The sequence below is a fragment of the Massilia sp. CFBP9012 genome (genome assembly GCF_034045115.1).
Taxonomy (GTDB): Bacteria; Pseudomonadota; Gammaproteobacteria; order Burkholderiales; family Burkholderiaceae_D; genus Telluria.
Genome location: NZ_JAXCWM010000001.1, coordinates 479,917 through 498,711 on the forward strand (window position 1 = coordinate 479,917; position 18,795 = coordinate 498,711).

Here is an 18,795-nt window from a genome sequence, read left to right on the forward strand (position 1 = left end):
GCCCGCGGTAGGGCGGCAGGATGCTCCCGCGCTCAGCGCATCTCGCCGTCCCTGCTGCCGAATTGGGTCGAGACTTCGCGTTCGATCCGGATCAATAGTGCGCGCAGGCGCGCCGCCAGCGCCCTGGCCTGGGCGGTGCCGGCCGCACCCAGGCGCGGCGCCCGCTTCGGCTGCGCCTCCAGGTCTTCGCAGATGGCGCCGAAGCTGACGGCGCCGATCGCGCGCGCGGCCGACTTCAGTTGATGCGCCAGGCTCGCGGTATGGGTCAGGTCGCCGCCGGCCAGGGCGGCATCGATGCCGGCCAGGTTCTCGCGTGCGGTATCGAGGAACAGGAAGACATATTTACGCATCCGCTCGGTGTCGCCGCCGGCCGTGCTGGCCAGGCTGGCCAGGTCGAGCACATCGCCCTGCCCACCCTGCCCACCCTGCCCACTCTGCCCATCTGCGGCAGCGGGTCCCGGCGCCCGCTGCCTGGGCCCCGCCATCGCGATGTCGGCCACCGGCGCCGTGGTCCGGCCCAGGCAGCGCGCGATGGTGGCGGCCAGCAGTTCCGGCACCACCGGCTTGGTCAGGAATTCATTCATGCCGGCGGCCAGGCAGCGCGCGCGGTCGTCGACGCCGGCATTGGCCGTCATCGCCACCACCAGGGTATCGCGCAAGCCGGGATCGCGGCGGATGCGGCGGGTCGCTTCCAGCCCGTCCATCACCGGCATCTGCACATCCATCAGCACGCAGTCGAAGCGTTTATCCACCATCGCCGCCAGTGCTTCCTGGCCGTTGTTCGCCACCTCGACCGCGGCGCCGGACTGCTCCAGCAGTTCGCGCGCCACCTGCTGGTTGAAGGCATTGTCCTCGACCAGCAGCACCGCGCAGTCGTCCAGGCGCGCCTGGGCCGGGGCCGGCGCAGCGCCCAGGCCCGCACCCAGCATGCCTCCCGAACGCCCGCCGCCGGCATCGTCCAGGGCCAGGCGCGCCGTGAACCAGAAGGTGCTGCCCTCGCCCAGCGTGCTGACCACCCCGACCTCGCCGCCCATCAGCTCGGCCAGCTGGCGGCTGATGGCCAGTCCCAGGCCGGTGCCGCCGTGGCGCCGCGTGGCCGACTGGTCGGCCTGCTGGAACGGCGTGAACAGGTGGGGCAGCGCGGCCGCCTCGATGCCGATGCCGCGGTCTTCGACCTCGAAGCGCACCAGCACTTCGGGACCGAAGGCGCGCGCCAGGCGCGCACGCAGCGTGATCCGGCCGCGCTCGGAGAATTTGATGGCATTGCCGGCGAAATTGAGCAGCACCTGCTCCAGCCGCAGCGAGTCGCCGCACAGGGGCCGCATCAGGACCGGATCGATCTCGATGTCGAAGCCCAGGCCCTTGGCCACCGCCGCCGTGCCCAACTGCGCCTCGACGTTGCGCATCAGGGCGTCGAGCATGAAGCACACCCGCGACAGCTCCAGCATGCCGGCCTCGATCTTGGAGAAATCGAGGATGTCGTTGATGATGCCCAGCAGGTGCTGGCCCGAGTGGTAGATCTTCTCGAGGTAGTCGCGCTGGCGCGCGTCGGGCGCGGCCTGAAGCGCCAGGTGGGTCATGCCGATGATGCTGTTCATCGGGGTGCGGATCTCGTGGCTCATATTCGACAGGAAGTCGCTCTTGGCCTTGCTGGCGGCGTCGGCGCGGGCCTTCAGGCGGTGCAGTTCGGTGACGTCGGTTGCCACGCACAGCACGGCCGCCTCCTCGTCGACCTGCATCGGCACCCGCACCGTCCACAACTGGCGCGGCGCGGCGCCCGGCGCCGACTGCGCCACCTGGGCGCTGCTGCGGCGGCCGTCGTGCAGCACCGCGCGGTCGAGTTCCCAGGCGGCATCGGCCAGGGCGCGGCCCATGGCCTCGACGTCGCGCCGGCCGATCAGCTCCGCCGCCGGCCGCCCGAGGCTCGTGGCGCCCTTGGCGTTGAGGTAGCGGATGCGGCGCAGCCCGTCCTTCAGGTAGACCTCGGCGTCCAGGTTGTCCAGCACCGTGTCGAGCAGCAGGCGCTGCTCGTCGGCGGCGCGCCGCGAGCGGTACTGGGCCAGGAACAGGCCATATACCAGCAGGGTCGCGCCGAAGCCGAAGGCCAGCGCCGCCATCGGCAGCCAGGGATCGATCCCGGCCAGCATGGCCGCCCTGGGCGCCGAGAAATGCGCCAGCCACCGGCTGCCGGCGAAGTTCACGTCCAGCGCCATGGCGAAGTGTTCCCCTGGCGCCGGCGGCGTGCGCCGTACGTCCGGGCCATGCAACAGCAGGTCCCCCGCGCCGGCGCCATAGATGCTCACCGCGAGCGGCTGGGCGCCGGGTGCGGCCAGCGCGTTCTCGACCAGGTCCGGCACCGAGAAGGCGATCCCGAACGAGCCGAGATAGGCGGCGCGGCGCGCCTCGACGCCCAGCGGCGTCACGCCGCCGCGATAGACCGGAACGCGCATCCCGAGCGCGTAATGGGGCTTGGGCTCGCGCAGGAATACCGGCTGGCCCGAGGCGCTCATGCCGCCGCTGTCGCGCGCCTGCTCCAGGGAGCGCGCGACGACCGGCCTGGCGGCCATGTCGAAGCCGAGCCGGCGGCTCGGCTGGTCGATCGGGAACTGGTAGGCGATCACCTCGTACCAGGGACGGCGGCCGGCCGGGAAGATCGTGAAGTCGGGATAGCCGCGCGCATCGACGCTGCGGTCGGCGCGCATGGCGGCGATGAAGGCCGCGCGCTCTTTTTCGCGCACGTGGGCGGCATAGCTCACGCCCTCGATCGCCGGGAAGTTGGACGGCAGGTCGAGCGCGGCGACGTAGCGGTGGAAAGACGCACGGTCGGGCACGGCGTCGCCGCCGCCGGCCGCATGCAGCGCGGCCAGGGAGCGCGCCGCGCTGCCATACGAGGCGAGCGCAGCGTCGATCCGTTCGCGCGCCGCCTGCGCCGCGTGTTCGAAGCGGCCCTCGGCCGCGTCCTCGATGGCGGCGCCGGCCACCGCATGCAGCAGCAGGCCGATCGCCAGCGACAGCGCGATGCCGCCGCCCCACAGCACGAAGGGCCGGCCCAGGCGCGCGCAAGCGGCTTCGATGGCGTCAATTCCTGGCATGCTCAAGCGCTTCATGCTTCCCCTGGCGGACGGTGGCCGCTACGCAAAATTGCTAGTATATCGGCGCGCCGTGCCGGCGTGATACCGATGAGGACAGCATGCAACACCACGACGATCCCTGGCGGTGGCTGGAACAGATCGACACCGACGAATCCCGCGCCTGGGTCGCCGCGCGCAACGCGGCCACCGAAGCCGAGCTGGAAGCCGATCCGCGCTTCGCGCCGCTGCGCGAACGCCTGAAGGGCATCCTCGATTCGAGCGACAAGATTCCCTACGTCGGCGTGCATGGCGGCTACTGCTACAACTTCTGGCGCGACGCGAACCACGTGCGCGGCATCTGGCGCCGCACCACGCTGGCCGAGTATCGCAAACCGGCGCCGAACTGGGATACGGTGCTCGACCTCGATGCACTGGCGCGCGACGAGAATGAAAACTGGGTCTGGGCCGGCGTGTCCTGGCTCGAGCCCGATGCCACGCGCTGCCTGCGCTGTTTGATACTGCTGTCGCGCGGCGGCGGCGACGCCAAGGTGGTGCGCGAATTCGACCTGGCGCTGCCCGGATTCGTGGCCGACGGCTTCACGCTGCCGGAAGCGAAGAGCGACGTATCGTGGATCGACCGCGACACCCTGTTCGTCGGCACCGACTTCGGCCCCGGCAGCCTGAGCGAATCGGGCTATCCGCGCATCGTCAAGGAGTGGAAGCGCGGCACGCCGCTGGCGGCGGCCACCACCGTGTACGAGGCGGCGCCGGGCGACATGGCGGCGTCCGGCTACCAGGACAACAGCCCCGGCTGGGAACGCGCCTTCGTGCTGCGCCAGATCGATTTCTATACCAGTGAACTGTTCTGGCGCCGCGGCGACGGGTTGCAGAGGATCGACAAGCCGATCGACGCCAGCGCCTTTGCCCTGCGCGACCAGCTCGTGATCGAGCTGCGCTCGGACTGGACGGTCGACGGCGTGACCTATCTCCAGGGCGCCCTGCTGGCGACCGGCTTCGACGCCTTCGTGGCGGGCAGCCGCGCCTTCGAGGTGCTGTTCGCGCCGACCCCATCGACCTCGCTGGACGGCGTGGCGGCCACCAGAAGCCGCCTGCTGCTGACGGTGCTCGACAACGTCAAGAACCGCATCGTCGAGCTGCGCCATGAGGATGGGGGATGGATCCGGCGCGAGGTCGCCGTGCCCGGCATCGGTTCGCTGGGCGTATCGGCCCTGGACTCGGACCACTCGGACGACTATTTCCTGACCGTGACCGATTTCCTGCATCCGACCACGCTGTACCTGATGCATGCCGGCCGCGACGATCGCGAGCCGCTCAAGGCGATGCCGGCCTTCTTCGAGGCCGAACCGTACGACGTAAGCCAGCACACGGCGACCTCGGGCGACGGCACGCTCGTGCCCTACTTCGTCGTCACGCGCCGTGGGGCAAGCGCCGGGGCATCCAATCCGACCCTGCTGTACGGCTACGGCGGCTTCGAAGTCTCGCTCAAGCCCTTCTACAGCGGCATGACCGGCGCCGCCTGGCTCGAACAAGGCGGCACCTATGTGCTGGCCAATATCCGCGGCGGCGGCGAGTTCGGCCCGCGCTGGCACCAGGCGGCCCTGCGCCAGCACCGCCAGCGCGCCTTCGATGACTTCATCGCCGTCGGCCAGGACCTGATTGCGCGCGGCGTCACCACGCCGCAACAGCTGGGCATCATGGGCGGCAGCAATGGAGGCCTGCTGGTCGGCGCGGCGCTGACCCAGCGTCCCGACCTGTTCGGCGCCGTGGTATGCCAGGTGCCGCTGCTGGACATGCGGCGCTATCACCTGCTGCTGGCCGGCGCCTCGTGGATGGGCGAATACGGCGACCCCGATGATGCCGACGACTGGGCTTACCTGGCCCGCTACTCGCCGTACCACAATGTGCGGCCCGGCGAGCGCTACCCGCCCGTGCTGTTTACCACCTCGACCCGCGACGACCGCGTCCATCCGGCGCATGCGCGCAAGATGGCGGCGCGCATGCTGGACCAGGGACACGACGTGCTGTACTGGGAAAACACCGAGGGCGGCCATGCCGGCGCCGCCGACAATGCCCAGACCGCGCGGATGGTGGCGCTGACCTACACCTTCCTGCTGCGGCAACTGGGCGCGCACCCGGTTCAGGACGCGAGCCGCCTGGCGAACAGCGCTTCCCAGGTCGGCTCGATTTCCACATAGAGCGCGATCGCGGTCTCGATCCCGACCGCCTGCGGCGCCCCGATGCGGGTGGTGACCACGCCGGCCCGGCGCAGCATGCGTTCGATCGCAGTGGTGGTGACGGTGACGTAGCGCGACAGGCCGCGCTCATGGGCGTGACGGATGATGGCCGCGATCGACTCCATGGTCATTTCCGAGAAGCCGTAGCTGCCGGCGCCCTCGGTCTCGAGCGCGAAGCGCGACAGCTCCCAGATATGCGGGTCGCTCGGCGCCTCCTGGCCGTCGAGCAGCTGGGGGAAGGAATCCTTGAGCATATACGGTCCTTCGGTCGGCAGCAGACGCCAGCAGCCGCGCAGCGTCTCGCCGTCGCGCATGAGCATATAGCGCGGCTCGAGCGCGTCGTAGCCATCGATCTCCATGCCGGACAGCACCGGCACTTCCCATCCCAGCCGCCCGCGGAACACCTTGGCGCGCAGCGTATGCATTTCCCACAGCTCTTTCGATGCGAATGCGCGTCGTGGCGCGATCGTGATTTGCATGCTCATTGCCAACCCCCTCCTCGTTGAGAAAATCGGTTCAAGTAATATGCACTACGCATGAAAGCGTCATGCAAATCGGGTAAGCTGGGTACTATCAGCATTGATAGGTGGCGAGCAATATCGGCGGTGCAATACTTTTGGAAACGACGCAGTTTCTGAATTATTTGATTCATCACCCCGAAAGGAACCACCATGGCAAACGATCTGATGTGCGATGCACTGGCAGCCGAGCTGCAGGCCAACCAGCTGGTCCAGGCCGCGGGCGCGACACGCCTGGCGCCGCACGAACTGCGTCGGCTGCGCATCACCAAGCGCGAAAGCCAGGAGAAATTCTGGGGCCGCTTCGGCGTCACCCAATCCAGCGGCAGCCGCTTTGAAACCGGTCTTGCGATCCCGACGCCCGTGTCGATTCTTTTGCGCATGTACATGAACGGTAAGCTCAGCGATGGTGATCTTCAGGGGTGATGAGCCCCAGGGCGATGGCCTTGACCACCGCCTGCTGGCGAGTGTTGACGTCAAATTTTTGACGCACATTCGCCAGGTGAAAATTAACGGTGGCCTCCGAGCAGCCCGTAATGCGCGCGACCTCCCATGAGGACTTGCCGGCCATTACCCACTGCAGCACTTCGAGCTCGCGCCGCGTCAGGCGCGGCGCCTCGTCCGGCCGCGCCGCCTCCTCGCGGAAACGCCCGGAAGACGCGAACGCATAGTCGCGCACCAGCGACAGCATCGGCAGCGCCTCGTTCATCGCGCGCTGTGCGGCGGCATCCGGCCGCGCGTCGGACGCGAAACTGATCACCCCGAATTCGCCGTGCGGCCCGTGGATCGGCAGGGTCGCACCGCTGCGAATGCCGTGGGCGCTCGCTTCTTCGTACAGCTCGACCTGCTGCGAGCTGGAAGCGAAGGTGCCCGGCTGCCAGACGATGGGCGTCGTGCTCGACAGGCAATGGGCGACGGTCGGATCGACGTAGGCGAAGCCGTTGCGGTCGTAGCGCTCGCGCCAGTTTTCGGAATAATTACTGCGCAAGAAGGCCGACTCGAAACGGGTATGGCGCGAATTGACGACGCCAAACAGTACCTGGTCGAAGCCCAGCCCCCGCGCAATGGTGAACAAGGATGCGCTCCAGTGGGAAGCATCCTTGTCCTGCATCAGATCAAGTAATAAGGCGGTATCAATCATGGGGGCGAAGTTTGATGTAACACCCCTATGCTAGATGGTTCACCCCGTTCACAAATTCACAGAAATTAACAATCAAGATATTTACTTCTATCTAGCTTGCATGTTGTCGTGCATAAACCACAACAATTTGCAATCGTGCGCTCTTCCGTGGGGGAATCGGCTACCCTCCGCCGAATTACCTGTAACAAATTTCAGAATAGCAAGTATTTGCTAACCGAGATACTGTTTCGCAGCTTGACTTAGATCTATAGAACTGTATCTTGCGTGTGTGTAAAAACGACACCTTTGCCGTCACCACCGGCTAACCACAGACTTCCTTCAGGACGAGGATCCAGGCGATGAATACCATGACCGATATGGGCGAACAGTTGGACGTCAAGCTGCTGCTCACCACATTGATGGCCTTGAAAAAAGGCGATTTCTCGGTACGCATGCCTGACGACTGGACCGGCGTGTCCGGCAAGATCGCCGATACCCTGAACGACATCATCGAGACCAAGCAGAAGATGGTCGAGACCGTCACGGAAGTCTCGCGGGTGGTGGGCCGCGAAGGCCACCTGACCCAGCGCGCCGACCTGCCGGGCGTGGTGGGCGGCTGGAGCACGATGATCAGCTCGGTCAACACCCTGATCGACGACCTGGTGCGCCCCACCACCGAGATGGCGCGCGTCATTGGCGCGGTGGCGAAAGGCGACCTGTCCCAGACCATGGCCCTCGAAGTCGACGGCCATCCGCTCAAGGGCCAGTACCTGCGCGCGGCGATGACGGCCAACACCATGGTCGAGCAGCTGTCGTCCTTCTCGTCCGAAGTCACGCGCGTGGCGCGCGAAGTCGGCACCGAAGGTAAACTCGGTGGCCAGGCGCAAGTCAAGGGCGTGGCCGGCACCTGGAAGGACTTGACCGACTCGGTCAACTCGATGGCGGGCAACCTGACCTCGCAGGTGCGCAACATCGCCGAGGTGACCACCGCGGTGGCCAACGGCGACCTGTCCAAGAAGATCACGGTCGACGTGCGCGGCGAGATCCTGCAACTGAAGGACACCATCAACGTCATGGTCGACCAGCTGCGCTCCTTCGCCTCCGAAGTGACGCGGGTGGCGCGCGAGGTCGGCACCGAAGGTAAACTCGGCGGCCAGGCCTATGTGCCGGGCGTGGCCGGCACCTGGAAGGACTTGACCGACAACGTCAACTTCATGGCGTCGAACCTGACGGGCCAGGTGCGTAATATCGCGGCGGTGACCACCGCGGTGGCGAATGGCGACCTGTCCAAGAAAATTACGGTGGACGTGAAAGGTGAAATTCTCGAGCTGAAGAACACCATCAACGTGATGGTCGACCAGCTGTCCTCGTTCGCCTCGGAGGTGACGCGGGTGGCGCGCGAGGTCGGCACCGAAGGTAAGCTCGGTGGCCAGGCGGTGGTGAAAGGCGTGGCCGGCACCTGGAAGGACTTGACCGACTCGGTCAACTCGATGGCGGGCAACCTGACCGGCCAGGTGCGCAACATCGCCGACGTGACCACCGCCGTGGCGAACGGCGACCTGTCCAAGAAGATCACGGTGGACGTGAAAGGCGAGATTCTCGAGCTGAAGAACACCATCAACGTTATGGTCGACCAGCTGAACTCCTTCGCCTCGGAAGTCACGCGGGTGGCGCGCGAGGTCGGCACCGAAGGCAAGCTCGGTGGCCAGGCGAACGTGCCGGGCGTGGCCGGCACCTGGAAAGACTTGACCGACGGCGTGAACTCGATGGCGGGCAACCTGACCGCCCAGGTGCGTAATATCGCGGAGGTGACCACCGCCGTGGCGAACGGCGACCTGTCCAAGAAGATCACGGTGGACGTCAAGGGCGAGATCCAGGAACTGAAGAACACGATTAACGTGATGGTCGACCAGCTGTCGTCGTTCGCATCGGAAGTGACGCGCGTGGCGCGCGAGGTCGGCACCGAAGGTAAGCTCGGCGGCCAGGCCTATGTGCCGGGCGTGGGCGGCACCTGGAAGGACTTGACCGACAACGTCAACTTCATGGCCTCCAACCTGACCGGTCAGGTGCGTAATATCGCGGCGGTGACCACCGCCGTGGCGCGCGGCGACCTGTCCAAGAAGATCACCGTGGACGTCAAGGGCGAGATTCTCGAGCTGAAAGACACCATCAACGTCATGGTTGACCAGCTGTCCTCGTTCGCCTCGGAGGTGACCCGGGTGGCGCGCGAGGTCGGCACTGAAGGTAAACTCGGTGGCCAGGCGAACGTGTCGGGCGTGGCCGGCACCTGGAAGGATTTGACGGAAAACGTCAACCAGCTGGCGGCCAACCTCACCAACCAGATGCGCGCGATCGGTGAAGTGGCGACCGCGGTGACCCGCGGCGACCTGTCGCGCTCGATTCAGGTGGAAGCGCGCGGCGAGGTGTCCTACCTGAAGGACAATATCAATGAGATGATCCGCAACCTGAAGGAAACCACGCAGAAGAATGCGCAGCAAGACTGGTTGAAAACCAATCTGGCGCGCTTCACGCGCCTGCTCCAGGGTCAGCGCGACCTGCAGGCGGTGACCAAGCTGATTCTGTCGGAACTGGCGCCGCTGGTGTCGGCCCACCATGGCGTGTTCTACATGATGGACTCGCAGGAGACCGACGCCCGCCTGCGCATGATCGCGAGCTACGGCTACCGCTCGAGCCGCAAGCTGCCGACCTCCTTCCTGCCGGGCGAAGGCCTGGTGGGCCAGTGTGCGCTGGAGAAGACCCGCATCTGGCTGACCGACGTGCCGCGCGACTACATCGTGGTGTCGTCGGGCCTGGGCTCGGCGCCGCCGAACAATATCGTGGTGCTGCCGATCCTGTTCGAACAGCAGGTCAAGGCCGTCATCGAGATCGCCTCGCTCGATCGCTTCACCGAAACCCACCTGTCCTTCCTCGACCAGCTGATGGAATCGATCGGCGTGGTCCTGAACACGATCGAGGCCAACAGCCGCACCGAGTCGCTGCTGACCCAGTCGCAGTCGCTGGCGCAGGAACTGCAGCAAACCAACCAGGAACTGGGCGAGAAGGCGCGCCTGCTGTCCGAGCAGAATATCGAGGTGGAGCGCAAGAACCGCGAGGTGGAGCAGGCCAAGCTGGCGCTGGAAGAAAAAGCGACACAGTTGGCGCTGTCCTCGAAGTACAAGTCCGAATTCCTGGCCAATATGTCGCACGAGCTGCGCACACCATTGAATTCGCTGCTGATCCTGGCCCAGCAACTGTCCGACAACCCGGAAGGCAATCTGTCGGGCAAGCAGGTGGAGTTCGCGAAGACGATCTATGGCTCGGGCTCGGACTTGCTGACCCTGATTAACGACATTCTCGACCTGTCCAAGATCGAGTCCGGCACCGTCACCCTGGACGTGTCGGAATACCGCTTCTCGAACCTGCGCAACTACGTCGACCGCACCTTCAGGCACATGGCCGAGGCCAAGCACCTTGGCTTCCAGGTCGACCTGGCCGAGAACCTGCCGACAGCCGTGATGACCGACACCACGCGCCTGCAGCAGGTGCTCAAGAACCTGCTGTCGAACGCGTTCAAATTCACCAGCCACGGCCAGGTCTCGCTCGGCATCAGCCTGGTGACCAGCGGCTGGACCGCCGACCACCCGAACCTGGAGCATGCCGATGCGGTGCTGGCGTTCTCGGTGTACGACACCGGCGTGGGCATCCCGGCCGACAAGCTGCAACTGATCTTCGAAGCCTTCCAGCAGGCCGACGGCTCGACCGCCCGCAAGTATGGCGGCACGGGTCTCGGCCTGTCGATCTCGCGCGAACTGGCGCGCCTGCTGGGCGGTGAGATCCGCGTCGAGTCGACGGTCAACGTCGGCTCGGTGTTTACGCTTTACCTGCCGTACAACCGCGCCGGCTTCATCAATTATGAACAGGCGCGCCAGCCGCAGCCGGCCCGCCTGTTGCCGCCGCAGATGGTCCCTGCCCCGCTGGTGCCGGTGCTGCAGGAGAACAGCGAAACGGCGACGCTCGACCTGACGACCGACCTGCTCGACCCGAGCGGCGCGGTGGTCGAATACGCCAGCGTGCTGGACGACCGCGGGCTGGTGACGCCGGGCGACCCGTCGGTGCTGATCGTCGAGGACGACGAACGCTTCGCCAAGGTGGTGCTCGAATTCGCCCGCGAGAAGAACTTCAAGGCGATCGTCACCCACCGCGGCGATTCGACCTTGTCGCTGGCGCGCGACTACCTGCCGTCGGCGATCCTGCTCGACATCGACCTGCCCGACATCGACGGCTTCACGGTGCTCGACCGCCTGAAGCGCGATCCGAGCACGCGCCATATCCCGGTGCATGTGATGTCGTCGCTACGCGAACGCGAGCGCGCGCTGCGCCAGGGCGCGATCTCGTACATCAACAAGCCGGTCGAGCGCGAACAGCTGAAGGAAGAATTCAAGCGCATCCAGAAATTCCTGATGGGCGGCAAACGCAGCCTGCTGGTGGTCGAGGACGATCCGGCCCAGCGCGATTCGATCGTGTCCCTGATCGGCAATAACGACATCCATATGGTCACCGTCGACAACGGCGCGGCCGCGCTCGAGGCCCTGCAATCCTCGCACTTCGATTGCATGGTGCTGGACCTGACCCTGCCCGACATCTCGGGCTTCGACCTGCTCGACCAGATCGGCCGCAACGAACGCCTGCGCGACCTGCCGATCGTGATCTACACCGCCCAGGAGCTGAACCGCAAGGAAGTCACGAAGCTCAAGCGCTTCGCCAAGACCATCGTGATCAAGGATGCGCGCTCGCCCGAACGCCTGCTCGACGAGACGGCGCTGTTCCTGCACCGTTCGCAGGCCAGCCTGCCCGAGACCCAGCGCCGCATGCTGGAAGAGATCCACGCCCTCGACTCGGGCCTGGCCGGCCGCAAGGTGCTGATCGTCGACGATGACCTGCGCAACATCTTCGCCCTCTCCACGCTGCTGGAGCGCCAGCAGATGCAGGTGCTGTTCGCCGAGAACGGCCGCGACGGCATCGAGGTGCTGGAGAAGGATCCCGGCATCGAGATCGTCCTGATGGACATCATGATGCCCGAGATGGACGGCTACGACACGATGCGGGCGATCCGCCGCATCCCCAAATTCCGCTCGCTGCCGATCATCACCCTGACCGCGAAGGCGATGAAGGGCGACCGCGACAAATGCATCGCGGCCGGCGCCTCGGACTACATCACCAAGCCGGTCGACGTGGCGCAGCTGCTGTCGATGATGCGCGTCTGGCTGCACTGATGGCTGCACTGAGGCCGCAATGAACGCCTTGACTGGTGTGCCGGTCGATACCGGCCTGGCGGAGCTCGAGATCGAGCTGCTGCTCGAAGCGCTGTACCAGCGCTTCGGCTTCGACTACCGCAGCCACGAACGCGCCATCCTGCGCCGCCGGCTGCAGGACCTGGCGCGGCTGCACGCCCTGCCGAACCTGTCGCGGCTGCAGGAACAGGTGCTGCATGCGCCCGGCGCGGCGCTGGGCGTGGTGCGCGCGCTGGCGGTGCAGCCGGCGTCCCTGTTCGACCGGCCCGACTGGGCGCGGCGCCAGCGCAGCGCGCTGGCCGACAGCCTGCGTCCGACCGCCCTGCCCAAGGTCTGGCTGCCCGAGGTGGCCGGCGTGGGCGAGGCCTGGACCCTGGCCGTGCTGCTGGCCGAGGAAAAGCTGTACGGACGCACCGAGGTATTCGCCACCCTGTCCAGCGACGAACTGCTGTTCGAGGCGCGCGAAGCGACGCTGCCGGCAACGATGCTGGTGGAGGCCCAGGGCGGCTACGAGGCGAGCGGCGGCACGGGGCGGCTGGCCGATTACTTCGAGGTCAGCGACGGCCGCGCGCGCCTGCTGCCGCGGCTGCGCGAGCGCATCACCTGGCTGCAGTACTGCCTGGTGACGGACGGCTCGTTCAACGAGTTCCACGCGATCGTCTGCTGCCGCGTCCTGCCCGACTTCGGCCCGGTGCTGCGCCAGCGGGTGCTGCGCCTGTTCAGGGACAGCCTGGCCCAGTTCGGGGTGCTCGGGATCGACCGCGAGCTGGTGGCGGGCGATGCGGCAGCGGGAGACTACCAGCCCCTGTTCGAGGATGGCGCCTGGTACAAGCGGATACGTTAACCGTCACACGATGGCCGTCGCCGACCGTTCGGCGGCCATCCATGCATCGATCCCGCTCGCCACGCCCGGCCGCAGGTGCAGGCCCAGCTTGGTGCGGCGCCACAGCACGTCGGCTGCGCTGCGGGCCCACTCGTGCCGCATCAGGTAGCGCAGCTCCGCTTCATACAGTCCCGGCGCCACTTCAAAGCCCAGGTCGGCCAGCGCCTGGCAGCCTCCCAGCAGGACGTCCACCCGCGTGCCATAGGCGCGCGCATAGCGCAGCGCCAGCGGCTTGGGCAGCCAGGCAACACGCCTCTGCAGCGCCGCCACCCAGCGGTCGAACTCGAGCACGCCACGGCTGTCGGGTTGCGGCCCGAACAGGTCGCCGCCCGGCAGCACGGCCTGCGCCGTCCATGCCCCCGTCGGCGTCTTGCCCAGCAGCGGCGCGATCCAGTCGACGGCTTCCTCGGCCAGCTTGCGGTAGGTGGTGATCTTGCCGCCAAAGACGGACAGCAGCGGCGGGCCGCCAGCGTCGTGTTCCAGGAAGTAGTCGCGGGTGATCGCCGCCGGGTTGCCGGCATCGTCTTCCAGCAGCGGACGCACGCCCGAGTAACTCCACACCACGTCGCTGGGCTCCAGCTGGCGCTTGAAGTAGCGGTTGGCCAGCGCGCACAGGTAGTGCGTTTCGCCCTCGCCGATCGCCACCGCGCCGGGGTCGCCCGCGAAGTCGACGTCGGTGGTGCCGACCAGGGTGAACGCTTCTTCGTAGGGGATCGCGAACACGACCCGCCCGTCCGCATGCTGGAACAGGTAGGCGCAGCTGTGCTCGAACAGGCGCGGCACGACGATGTGGCTGCCCTTGATCAGGCGCAGCGCGCGGTGCGGCGCCTCCCGGTTGGCGCGCCCGGCGAAGCGGGCCGCCCAGGGGCCGGCGGCGTTGACCAGGCCGCGCGCGCGCACGGTCAGGGGCGCGCCATCCTGGTCGATGCGCGCCTCCCAGTGCGCGGCGCGGCGCACCACGTCTTCGCAGGCCGCATGGGTCAGCACCCGCGCCCCGCGCTCGTGCGCATCGAGGGCGTTGAGCACCACCAGCCGCGCATCGTCGACCCAGCCGTCGGAATAGGCAAAGGCGCGCGTAAACTCGGGCTTGAGCGGCGCCCCGGCGCGGTGGCCGACCAGTTCGATCGCGCTGGACGCGGGCAGGAAGGCGCGCGGCGCCAGGCGATCGTAGAGGAACAGGCCGGCGCGGATCAACCAGGCCGGCCGCTGACCCGCCACATGCGGCATCACGAAGCGCAGCGGACGCATGATGTGCGGCGCGCTCCTGAGCAGGGTCTCGCGTTCGGCCAGCGCCTTGCGCACCAAGCCGAATTCGCGGTATTCGAGGTAGCGCAGGCCGCCATGGATCAGCTTGCTGGAGGCGGACGAGGTATGCGCGCCGAGGTCGTCCTTTTCGCACAGCACCACCGCCAGGCCGCGCCCGGCCGCGTCGCGCGCGATGCCGGCGCCATTGATGCCGCCGCCGACCACCAGCAGGTCGCAATCGATCGTCGTGTCCGCTCCCATCGCCCCTCCTTCACCACCATGCGGCCCAGCGCATCCGATCCACTTTACGCAGGTGCGCAAGCCCTGCGTTCGCCTGCGTCAATTATGCGGAGAATGGACGGGCCGGTGTGTAAAATCGCCACATGTCCATCCCGTCCACGCCAGACCGGACCCGCGCCTGGGTCCGCATGCCATCCGGCCGCCGCCTCGACCTGCTCGACCCCACACCCTTCGACTGGGACGACGCCGACCTGGCGCTCGGCCTGGCCCGCACCTACCGCTGGGGCGGCCACTCGGCCTGGCCGCTGCCGCTGTCGGTGGCACAGCACTCGATCACGGTGATGCTGTTGCGCCGCGCCGCCGCGCCGGCCATCACGCCGCTGGAAGAGCTGCGCGAACTGCTGCACGACGCCGAGGAAGGCCTGCTCGGCTTCGATGCAATCTCGGTGATCAAGCCTTTCCTGGGCGACGCCTTTCGCGCGCTGACCAGGCGCCTGGAACATATGGTCTTCCTGCGCTACGGCCTGCCGGCCTGGGACGCGCGCGGCCACGCGGCGCACAAGCGCGCCGACCGCCTGGCTGCGGCCACCGAGGCCGTGCACGTGGCCGGCTGGTCGCGCGAGGAGGTGCGGCGCACCCTCAAGATCCGCGCCGCGGTGCTGGCCGAGGATCCGCTTGCCGCCCATTACGACTGTCGGCCGTGGGAGCCGTGGGCTCCTGGAGTGGCTTGCGAGCGCTTCCTGGCCGAGCTCGAACGGCTGAAGGCGAGCGCCCACGCTTGAGACAGCATGCGCCTGTGCTTGGCCAAGGAAATGGAAGTTGTGATAAAGTAATATTGAACACTAAGTGGCTGATTTCATTCAGCCTTTTGGACTATCCACAAGAAATGTGGATAACTGTGTGGAAAAGCGCCACTTGACAAGCCGCAAGCGCAGTATCGATGCGGGTTTCAACAAAATGCCCGTTCAAAAGGCAAAAAAAACCTCCCATAAAATCAGTCACTTGCACGCGCACCACTTCCGCGCGTCCATGTCACATGCGGCAAATTCCTACAAATGTGGGGCACGGGGGATAAGTCGCCAACGTGCGTCCATCTGTCGTCATTTCCACGCGTTCCGGGCCCGGTCGCGTACCATCATGCGGATGCTGTCGGGCATCGGGGTACGCAGCTCGCGCTTGTCGGCGCTGAGCCAGGCGCATTCCTCGAAATGCTTGAGCATGACCGGGGTGATGAAGCGCGACCGCGCCGCATACACGTGGCGGTCGCCCATGCTCGACTGCTGCTTGATGAAGAAACGGTTCGGCACCACCAGATGCAGGTTTTCACGCGCGCGTGTCATGGCCACATAGAGCAGGCGCCGCTCTTCCTCGATGTCTTCCTGGCTGCCGGTCGCCATGTCCGACGGGATGCAGCCGTCGACCACGTTCAGCACGTGCACCGAATTCCACTCTTGCCCCTTGCTCGAGTGGATGGTGGACAGGATCACGTAGTCTTCGTCGAGCAGCGGCGCGCCGGCGCGGTCGCTGGTGGCCTCCGGCGGGTCGAGCGTGATCTCGGCCAGGAAGCTCTCGCGGTTGCCATAGCCTCCGGACAGCGCCACCAGCTGGTCGAGGTCGGCCGCGCGCACCTGCGCATCGTCGTGCAGGCGCTCCAGGTGCGGCTGGTACCACGCGCGCGCCAGCTCGAGGTCCATCGGCCAGCGCAGGCCCGGCGTGCGCAGGCGCCGGTACAACGCGCAGAACGCCTGCCAGTCGGCCTTGCAGCGCGCCGGCACCGGAAAGGCCTCCAGCGCCGTTGCCGCATCGTTGCTCGTACCGGCCGCCTCGACCAGGCGGGTGGCGGTTGCCTGGCCGATGCCGGGAATCAGCTGCAGCGTGCGGAACCCCGCCAGGCGTCCGCTCGGATTCTGGGCGAAGCGCAGCACGGCCAGCACGTCCTTGATATGGGCCGCTTCGAGGAACTTCAGGCCGCCAAACTTGACGAAGGGGATGTTGCGGCGCATGAGTTCGAGCTCGAGCGCGGCGCTGTGGCTGGCCGCGCGGAACAGCACCGCCTGGCTCTTGAGCGGCGTGCCGGTTTCGCGCTGTTCGAGGATGCGGTTGCAGACCCAGCGCGCCTGCTCGGCTTCGTCGGGTATCAGCACCAACTGCGGCTTGATGCTCGACACCTTGTCGGTCCACAGGGTCTTGGCATGGCGCTCGAGCGCGGCGCCGATCACGGCGTTCGACGCGTCCAGGATCGGCTGCGTTGAGCGATAGTTGCGCTCCAGCGTGATCAGCTGCGCCGGCTGCGAGAACTTGCCGGCGAAGTCGAGGATATTGCGCACGGTGGCGCCACGAAAGCCATAGATCGATTGCGCATCGTCGCCTACCACCATCACGCCGCGGCCGTCGGGCTTCATGCCGGTGACGATGGCCGCCTGCAGGCGGTTGGTGTCCTGGTATTCGTCGACCAGCACGTGGTCGAACAGCGCGCCGAGCTCGGCCCCCAGCACCGGGTCGGCCGCCATCTCGGCCCAGAACAGCAGCAGGTCGTCGTAGTCGAGCACGTTCTGCTCCTGCTTGGCGTCCACGTAGGCGCCGAACAGAGCCTTGAGCTGGGTTTCCCACTCGCTGCACCAGGGGAAGAATGCCTGCAGTACGCCGTCCAGCGGCTCGCGGCCGTTGACCACGCGCGAATAGATCGACAGGCAGGTGCCCTTGAGCGGAAAGCGTTTTTCCAGCTGGCTCAGGCCGATCTCGTGGCGCACCATGCCCATCAGGTCTTCGGAGTCGCCGCGGTCGTGGATCGTGAACTGATCGTCCAGCCCGATGCGGCCGGAGAACTCGCGCAACAGGCGCGCGCCGATGCTGTGGAAGGTGCCGGCCCAGGGCAGCGTGACCTGCGCCTGGCTCCCCTTGAGCCCGAACAGGCGGTGCAGCACGCCGCCGGCGCGCTGGGTCATTTCGGTGGCGGCGCGGCGCGAAAAAGTGAGCAGCAGGATGCGCTGCGGATCGGCGCCCGACTGGATCAGGCGCGCCACCCGGTGCGCCAGCGTATTGGTCTTGCCGGAACCGGCGCCGGCCACCACCAATAAGGGGCGAGGCGCGTCAAGCCCGACATCGTGCTCGACCGCCGCCCGCTGCTCGGGGTTCAGCCTGGCAAACGGGTCGTCGGTAGACGAGGTGGCAATCGGATCGGCGACGGCGGACATGGGCGGATTCTGGAAATGCCATACTGTACATTTATCCAGTCCCGGCCCGCAAGAAGAAAATGCGCCCGCCGCAGGGCGCAATCAACGCGATGTCAAGAAGTTGTCAAGAATGACATCATCCGTGACCTGAGCAATCGCTGCCAAGTCACGGAAATTCAAAGCGTTTTTTGGATATCCACAAAGTCTGTGAATAAGTATGTGGAAAAGCGGGGGCTTGACACGCTGGACGCGGCCTCCCGTGCGGGTTTCAACAATTTGCCTATTGGGAAGGCAATCTCGTTTCCGCTGAAAATCAAGGGTTTACAAGATTTATCCCCGATCGACACAGTATGCACCACAAATAAATCTTGCGGCAACTTTGTGGCCAATCGGGAGCGCTGGTTCCGCTCAGGCGAGCGCCCGGCGGCGTTCCGGTTCCAGCAGCACGCGTTCGATCACTTGCCGGCGCACGCCATGCGCCTTGAGGTACTCGAGCGCCGGCATGGTGCCGCACTCCCCGAGGGTCTCGATGCCGCGCGCCACGATATCTTGCTGGCGCATGTTGTGCCTGAGCTCGGACGATCCGGAGAGGCGTTGATTGATATCCTGGGCACGGTAGGGGCTCATGGCGCGGGTCTCCGGTGGGTTATGTCACTGACGCACCACGAGTATTGACGATCGCGGCATGAAGTCAATGTCAAATCTGTATCAAGACGCGAAAACCTTTTATATGGCAGATGCCGGCGCCCCTCCGCCTGCGCTGCGCCGCCCGGCCGCCATCCTGCCTACAATCGGCCGCAACAGACCAAGCATGAGGATTTCCATGAGCACCCAACCTGACCTGAACCCCGGCGACGACGCCGCTCCCGGCACGCCTGGCGCCGGCGAAGACATCTGCGACGCGTGCGCCGGCCGCGGCACCCTGGCCGACGGCAAGCCATGCCCGCAATGCGGCGGCACCGGGCGCGTGATGGAGGGCATCGGCGGCGGCTGAGCTCT

Annotated in this window: 12 protein-coding genes; 6 read left to right on the forward strand and 6 right to left on the reverse strand. The window is 66.5% G+C overall.

The window, feature by feature from the left end:
- Positions 1 to 32: 32 nt before the first annotated feature.
- Positions 33 to 3,107, reverse strand: coding sequence for a CHASE domain-containing protein (locus tag SOM61_RS01935; protein ID WP_320472517.1), 3,075 nt, complete (start codon positions 3,105 to 3,107; stop codon positions 33 to 35).
- Positions 3,108 to 3,190: 83 nt separating this feature from the next.
- Here SOM61_RS01935 and SOM61_RS01940 point away from each other — a divergent pair, with 83 nt between their 5' ends.
- Complete coding sequence (locus SOM61_RS01940; protein WP_320472518.1) at positions 3,191 to 5,287, forward strand: prolyl oligopeptidase family serine peptidase; 2,097 nt, start codon at positions 3,191 to 3,193, stop codon at positions 5,285 to 5,287.
- On the opposite strand, the gene SOM61_RS01945 is transcribed toward SOM61_RS01940, so the two are convergent.
- Positions 5,230 to 5,811 carry an acyl-homoserine-lactone synthase gene (locus SOM61_RS01945; RefSeq protein ID WP_320472519.1) on the reverse strand — a complete coding sequence of 194 codons (582 nt, stop codon included), beginning with the start codon at positions 5,809 to 5,811 and terminating at the stop codon, positions 5,230 to 5,232. The genes SOM61_RS01940 and SOM61_RS01945 overlap by 58 nt on opposite strands.
- 186 nt (positions 5,812 to 5,997) lie before the next feature.
- Between SOM61_RS01945 and SOM61_RS01950 the strand changes: the two genes are divergently transcribed.
- Positions 5,998 to 6,270 (forward strand): helix-turn-helix domain-containing protein, encoded by a 273-nt coding sequence (locus SOM61_RS01950; RefSeq protein ID WP_320472520.1) that lies wholly within the window; start codon positions 5,998 to 6,000, stop codon positions 6,268 to 6,270.
- Here SOM61_RS01950 and SOM61_RS01955 read toward each other — a convergent pair.
- Entirely contained in the window at positions 6,245 to 6,985 is a 741-nt protein-coding gene (locus tag SOM61_RS01955; RefSeq protein WP_320472521.1) for a LuxR family transcriptional regulator, read from the reverse strand. The two genes, SOM61_RS01950 and SOM61_RS01955, sit on opposite strands and share 26 nt — an antisense overlap.
- Before the next feature lie 338 nt (positions 6,986 to 7,323).
- Here SOM61_RS01955 and SOM61_RS01960 point away from each other — a divergent pair, with 338 nt between their 5' ends.
- Together SOM61_RS01960 and SOM61_RS01965 are read left to right on the forward strand one after the other, a co-directional pair.
- Complete coding sequence (locus SOM61_RS01960) at positions 7,324 to 12,237, forward strand: response regulator (protein WP_320472522.1); 4,914 nt, start codon at positions 7,324 to 7,326, stop codon at positions 12,235 to 12,237.
- 19 nt (positions 12,238 to 12,256) lie between these two features.
- Positions 12,257 to 13,099: a protein-glutamate O-methyltransferase CheR gene (locus SOM61_RS01965; protein WP_320472523.1), complete on the forward strand. Its 843-nt coding sequence runs from the start codon at positions 12,257 to 12,259 to the stop codon at positions 13,097 to 13,099.
- A 3-nt stretch (positions 13,100 to 13,102) separates the two neighbouring features.
- Here SOM61_RS01965 and glpD read toward each other — a convergent pair whose 3' ends face one another.
- Positions 13,103 to 14,644 carry a glycerol-3-phosphate dehydrogenase gene (gene glpD, locus SOM61_RS01970; protein WP_320472524.1) on the reverse strand — a complete coding sequence of 514 codons (1,542 nt, stop codon included), beginning with the start codon at positions 14,642 to 14,644 and terminating at the stop codon, positions 13,103 to 13,105.
- Between the two features lie 122 nt (positions 14,645 to 14,766).
- Here glpD and SOM61_RS01975 point away from each other — a divergent pair, with 122 nt between their 5' ends.
- Positions 14,767 to 15,405: a phosphohydrolase gene (locus tag SOM61_RS01975; RefSeq protein ID WP_320472525.1), complete on the forward strand. Its 639-nt coding sequence runs from the start codon at positions 14,767 to 14,769 to the stop codon at positions 15,403 to 15,405.
- A 318-nt stretch (positions 15,406 to 15,723) separates the two neighbouring features.
- On the opposite strand, the gene SOM61_RS01980 is transcribed toward SOM61_RS01975, so the two are convergent.
- Entirely contained in the window at positions 15,724 to 17,817 is a 2,094-nt protein-coding gene (locus tag SOM61_RS01980; RefSeq protein ID WP_320472526.1) for an ATP-dependent helicase, read from the reverse strand.
- A gap of 387 nt (positions 17,818 to 18,204) precedes the next feature.
- Complete coding sequence (locus SOM61_RS01985; protein WP_320472527.1) at positions 18,205 to 18,423, reverse strand: hypothetical protein; 219 nt, start codon at positions 18,421 to 18,423, stop codon at positions 18,205 to 18,207.
- Positions 18,424 to 18,619: 196 nt separating this feature from the next.
- Here SOM61_RS01985 and SOM61_RS01990 point away from each other — a divergent pair, with 196 nt between their 5' ends.
- Positions 18,620 to 18,790, forward strand: a complete 171-nt coding sequence (locus SOM61_RS01990) for a hypothetical protein (protein WP_183407374.1) — start codon at positions 18,620 to 18,622, stop codon at positions 18,788 to 18,790.
- Positions 18,791 to 18,795: the final 5 nt, after the last annotated feature.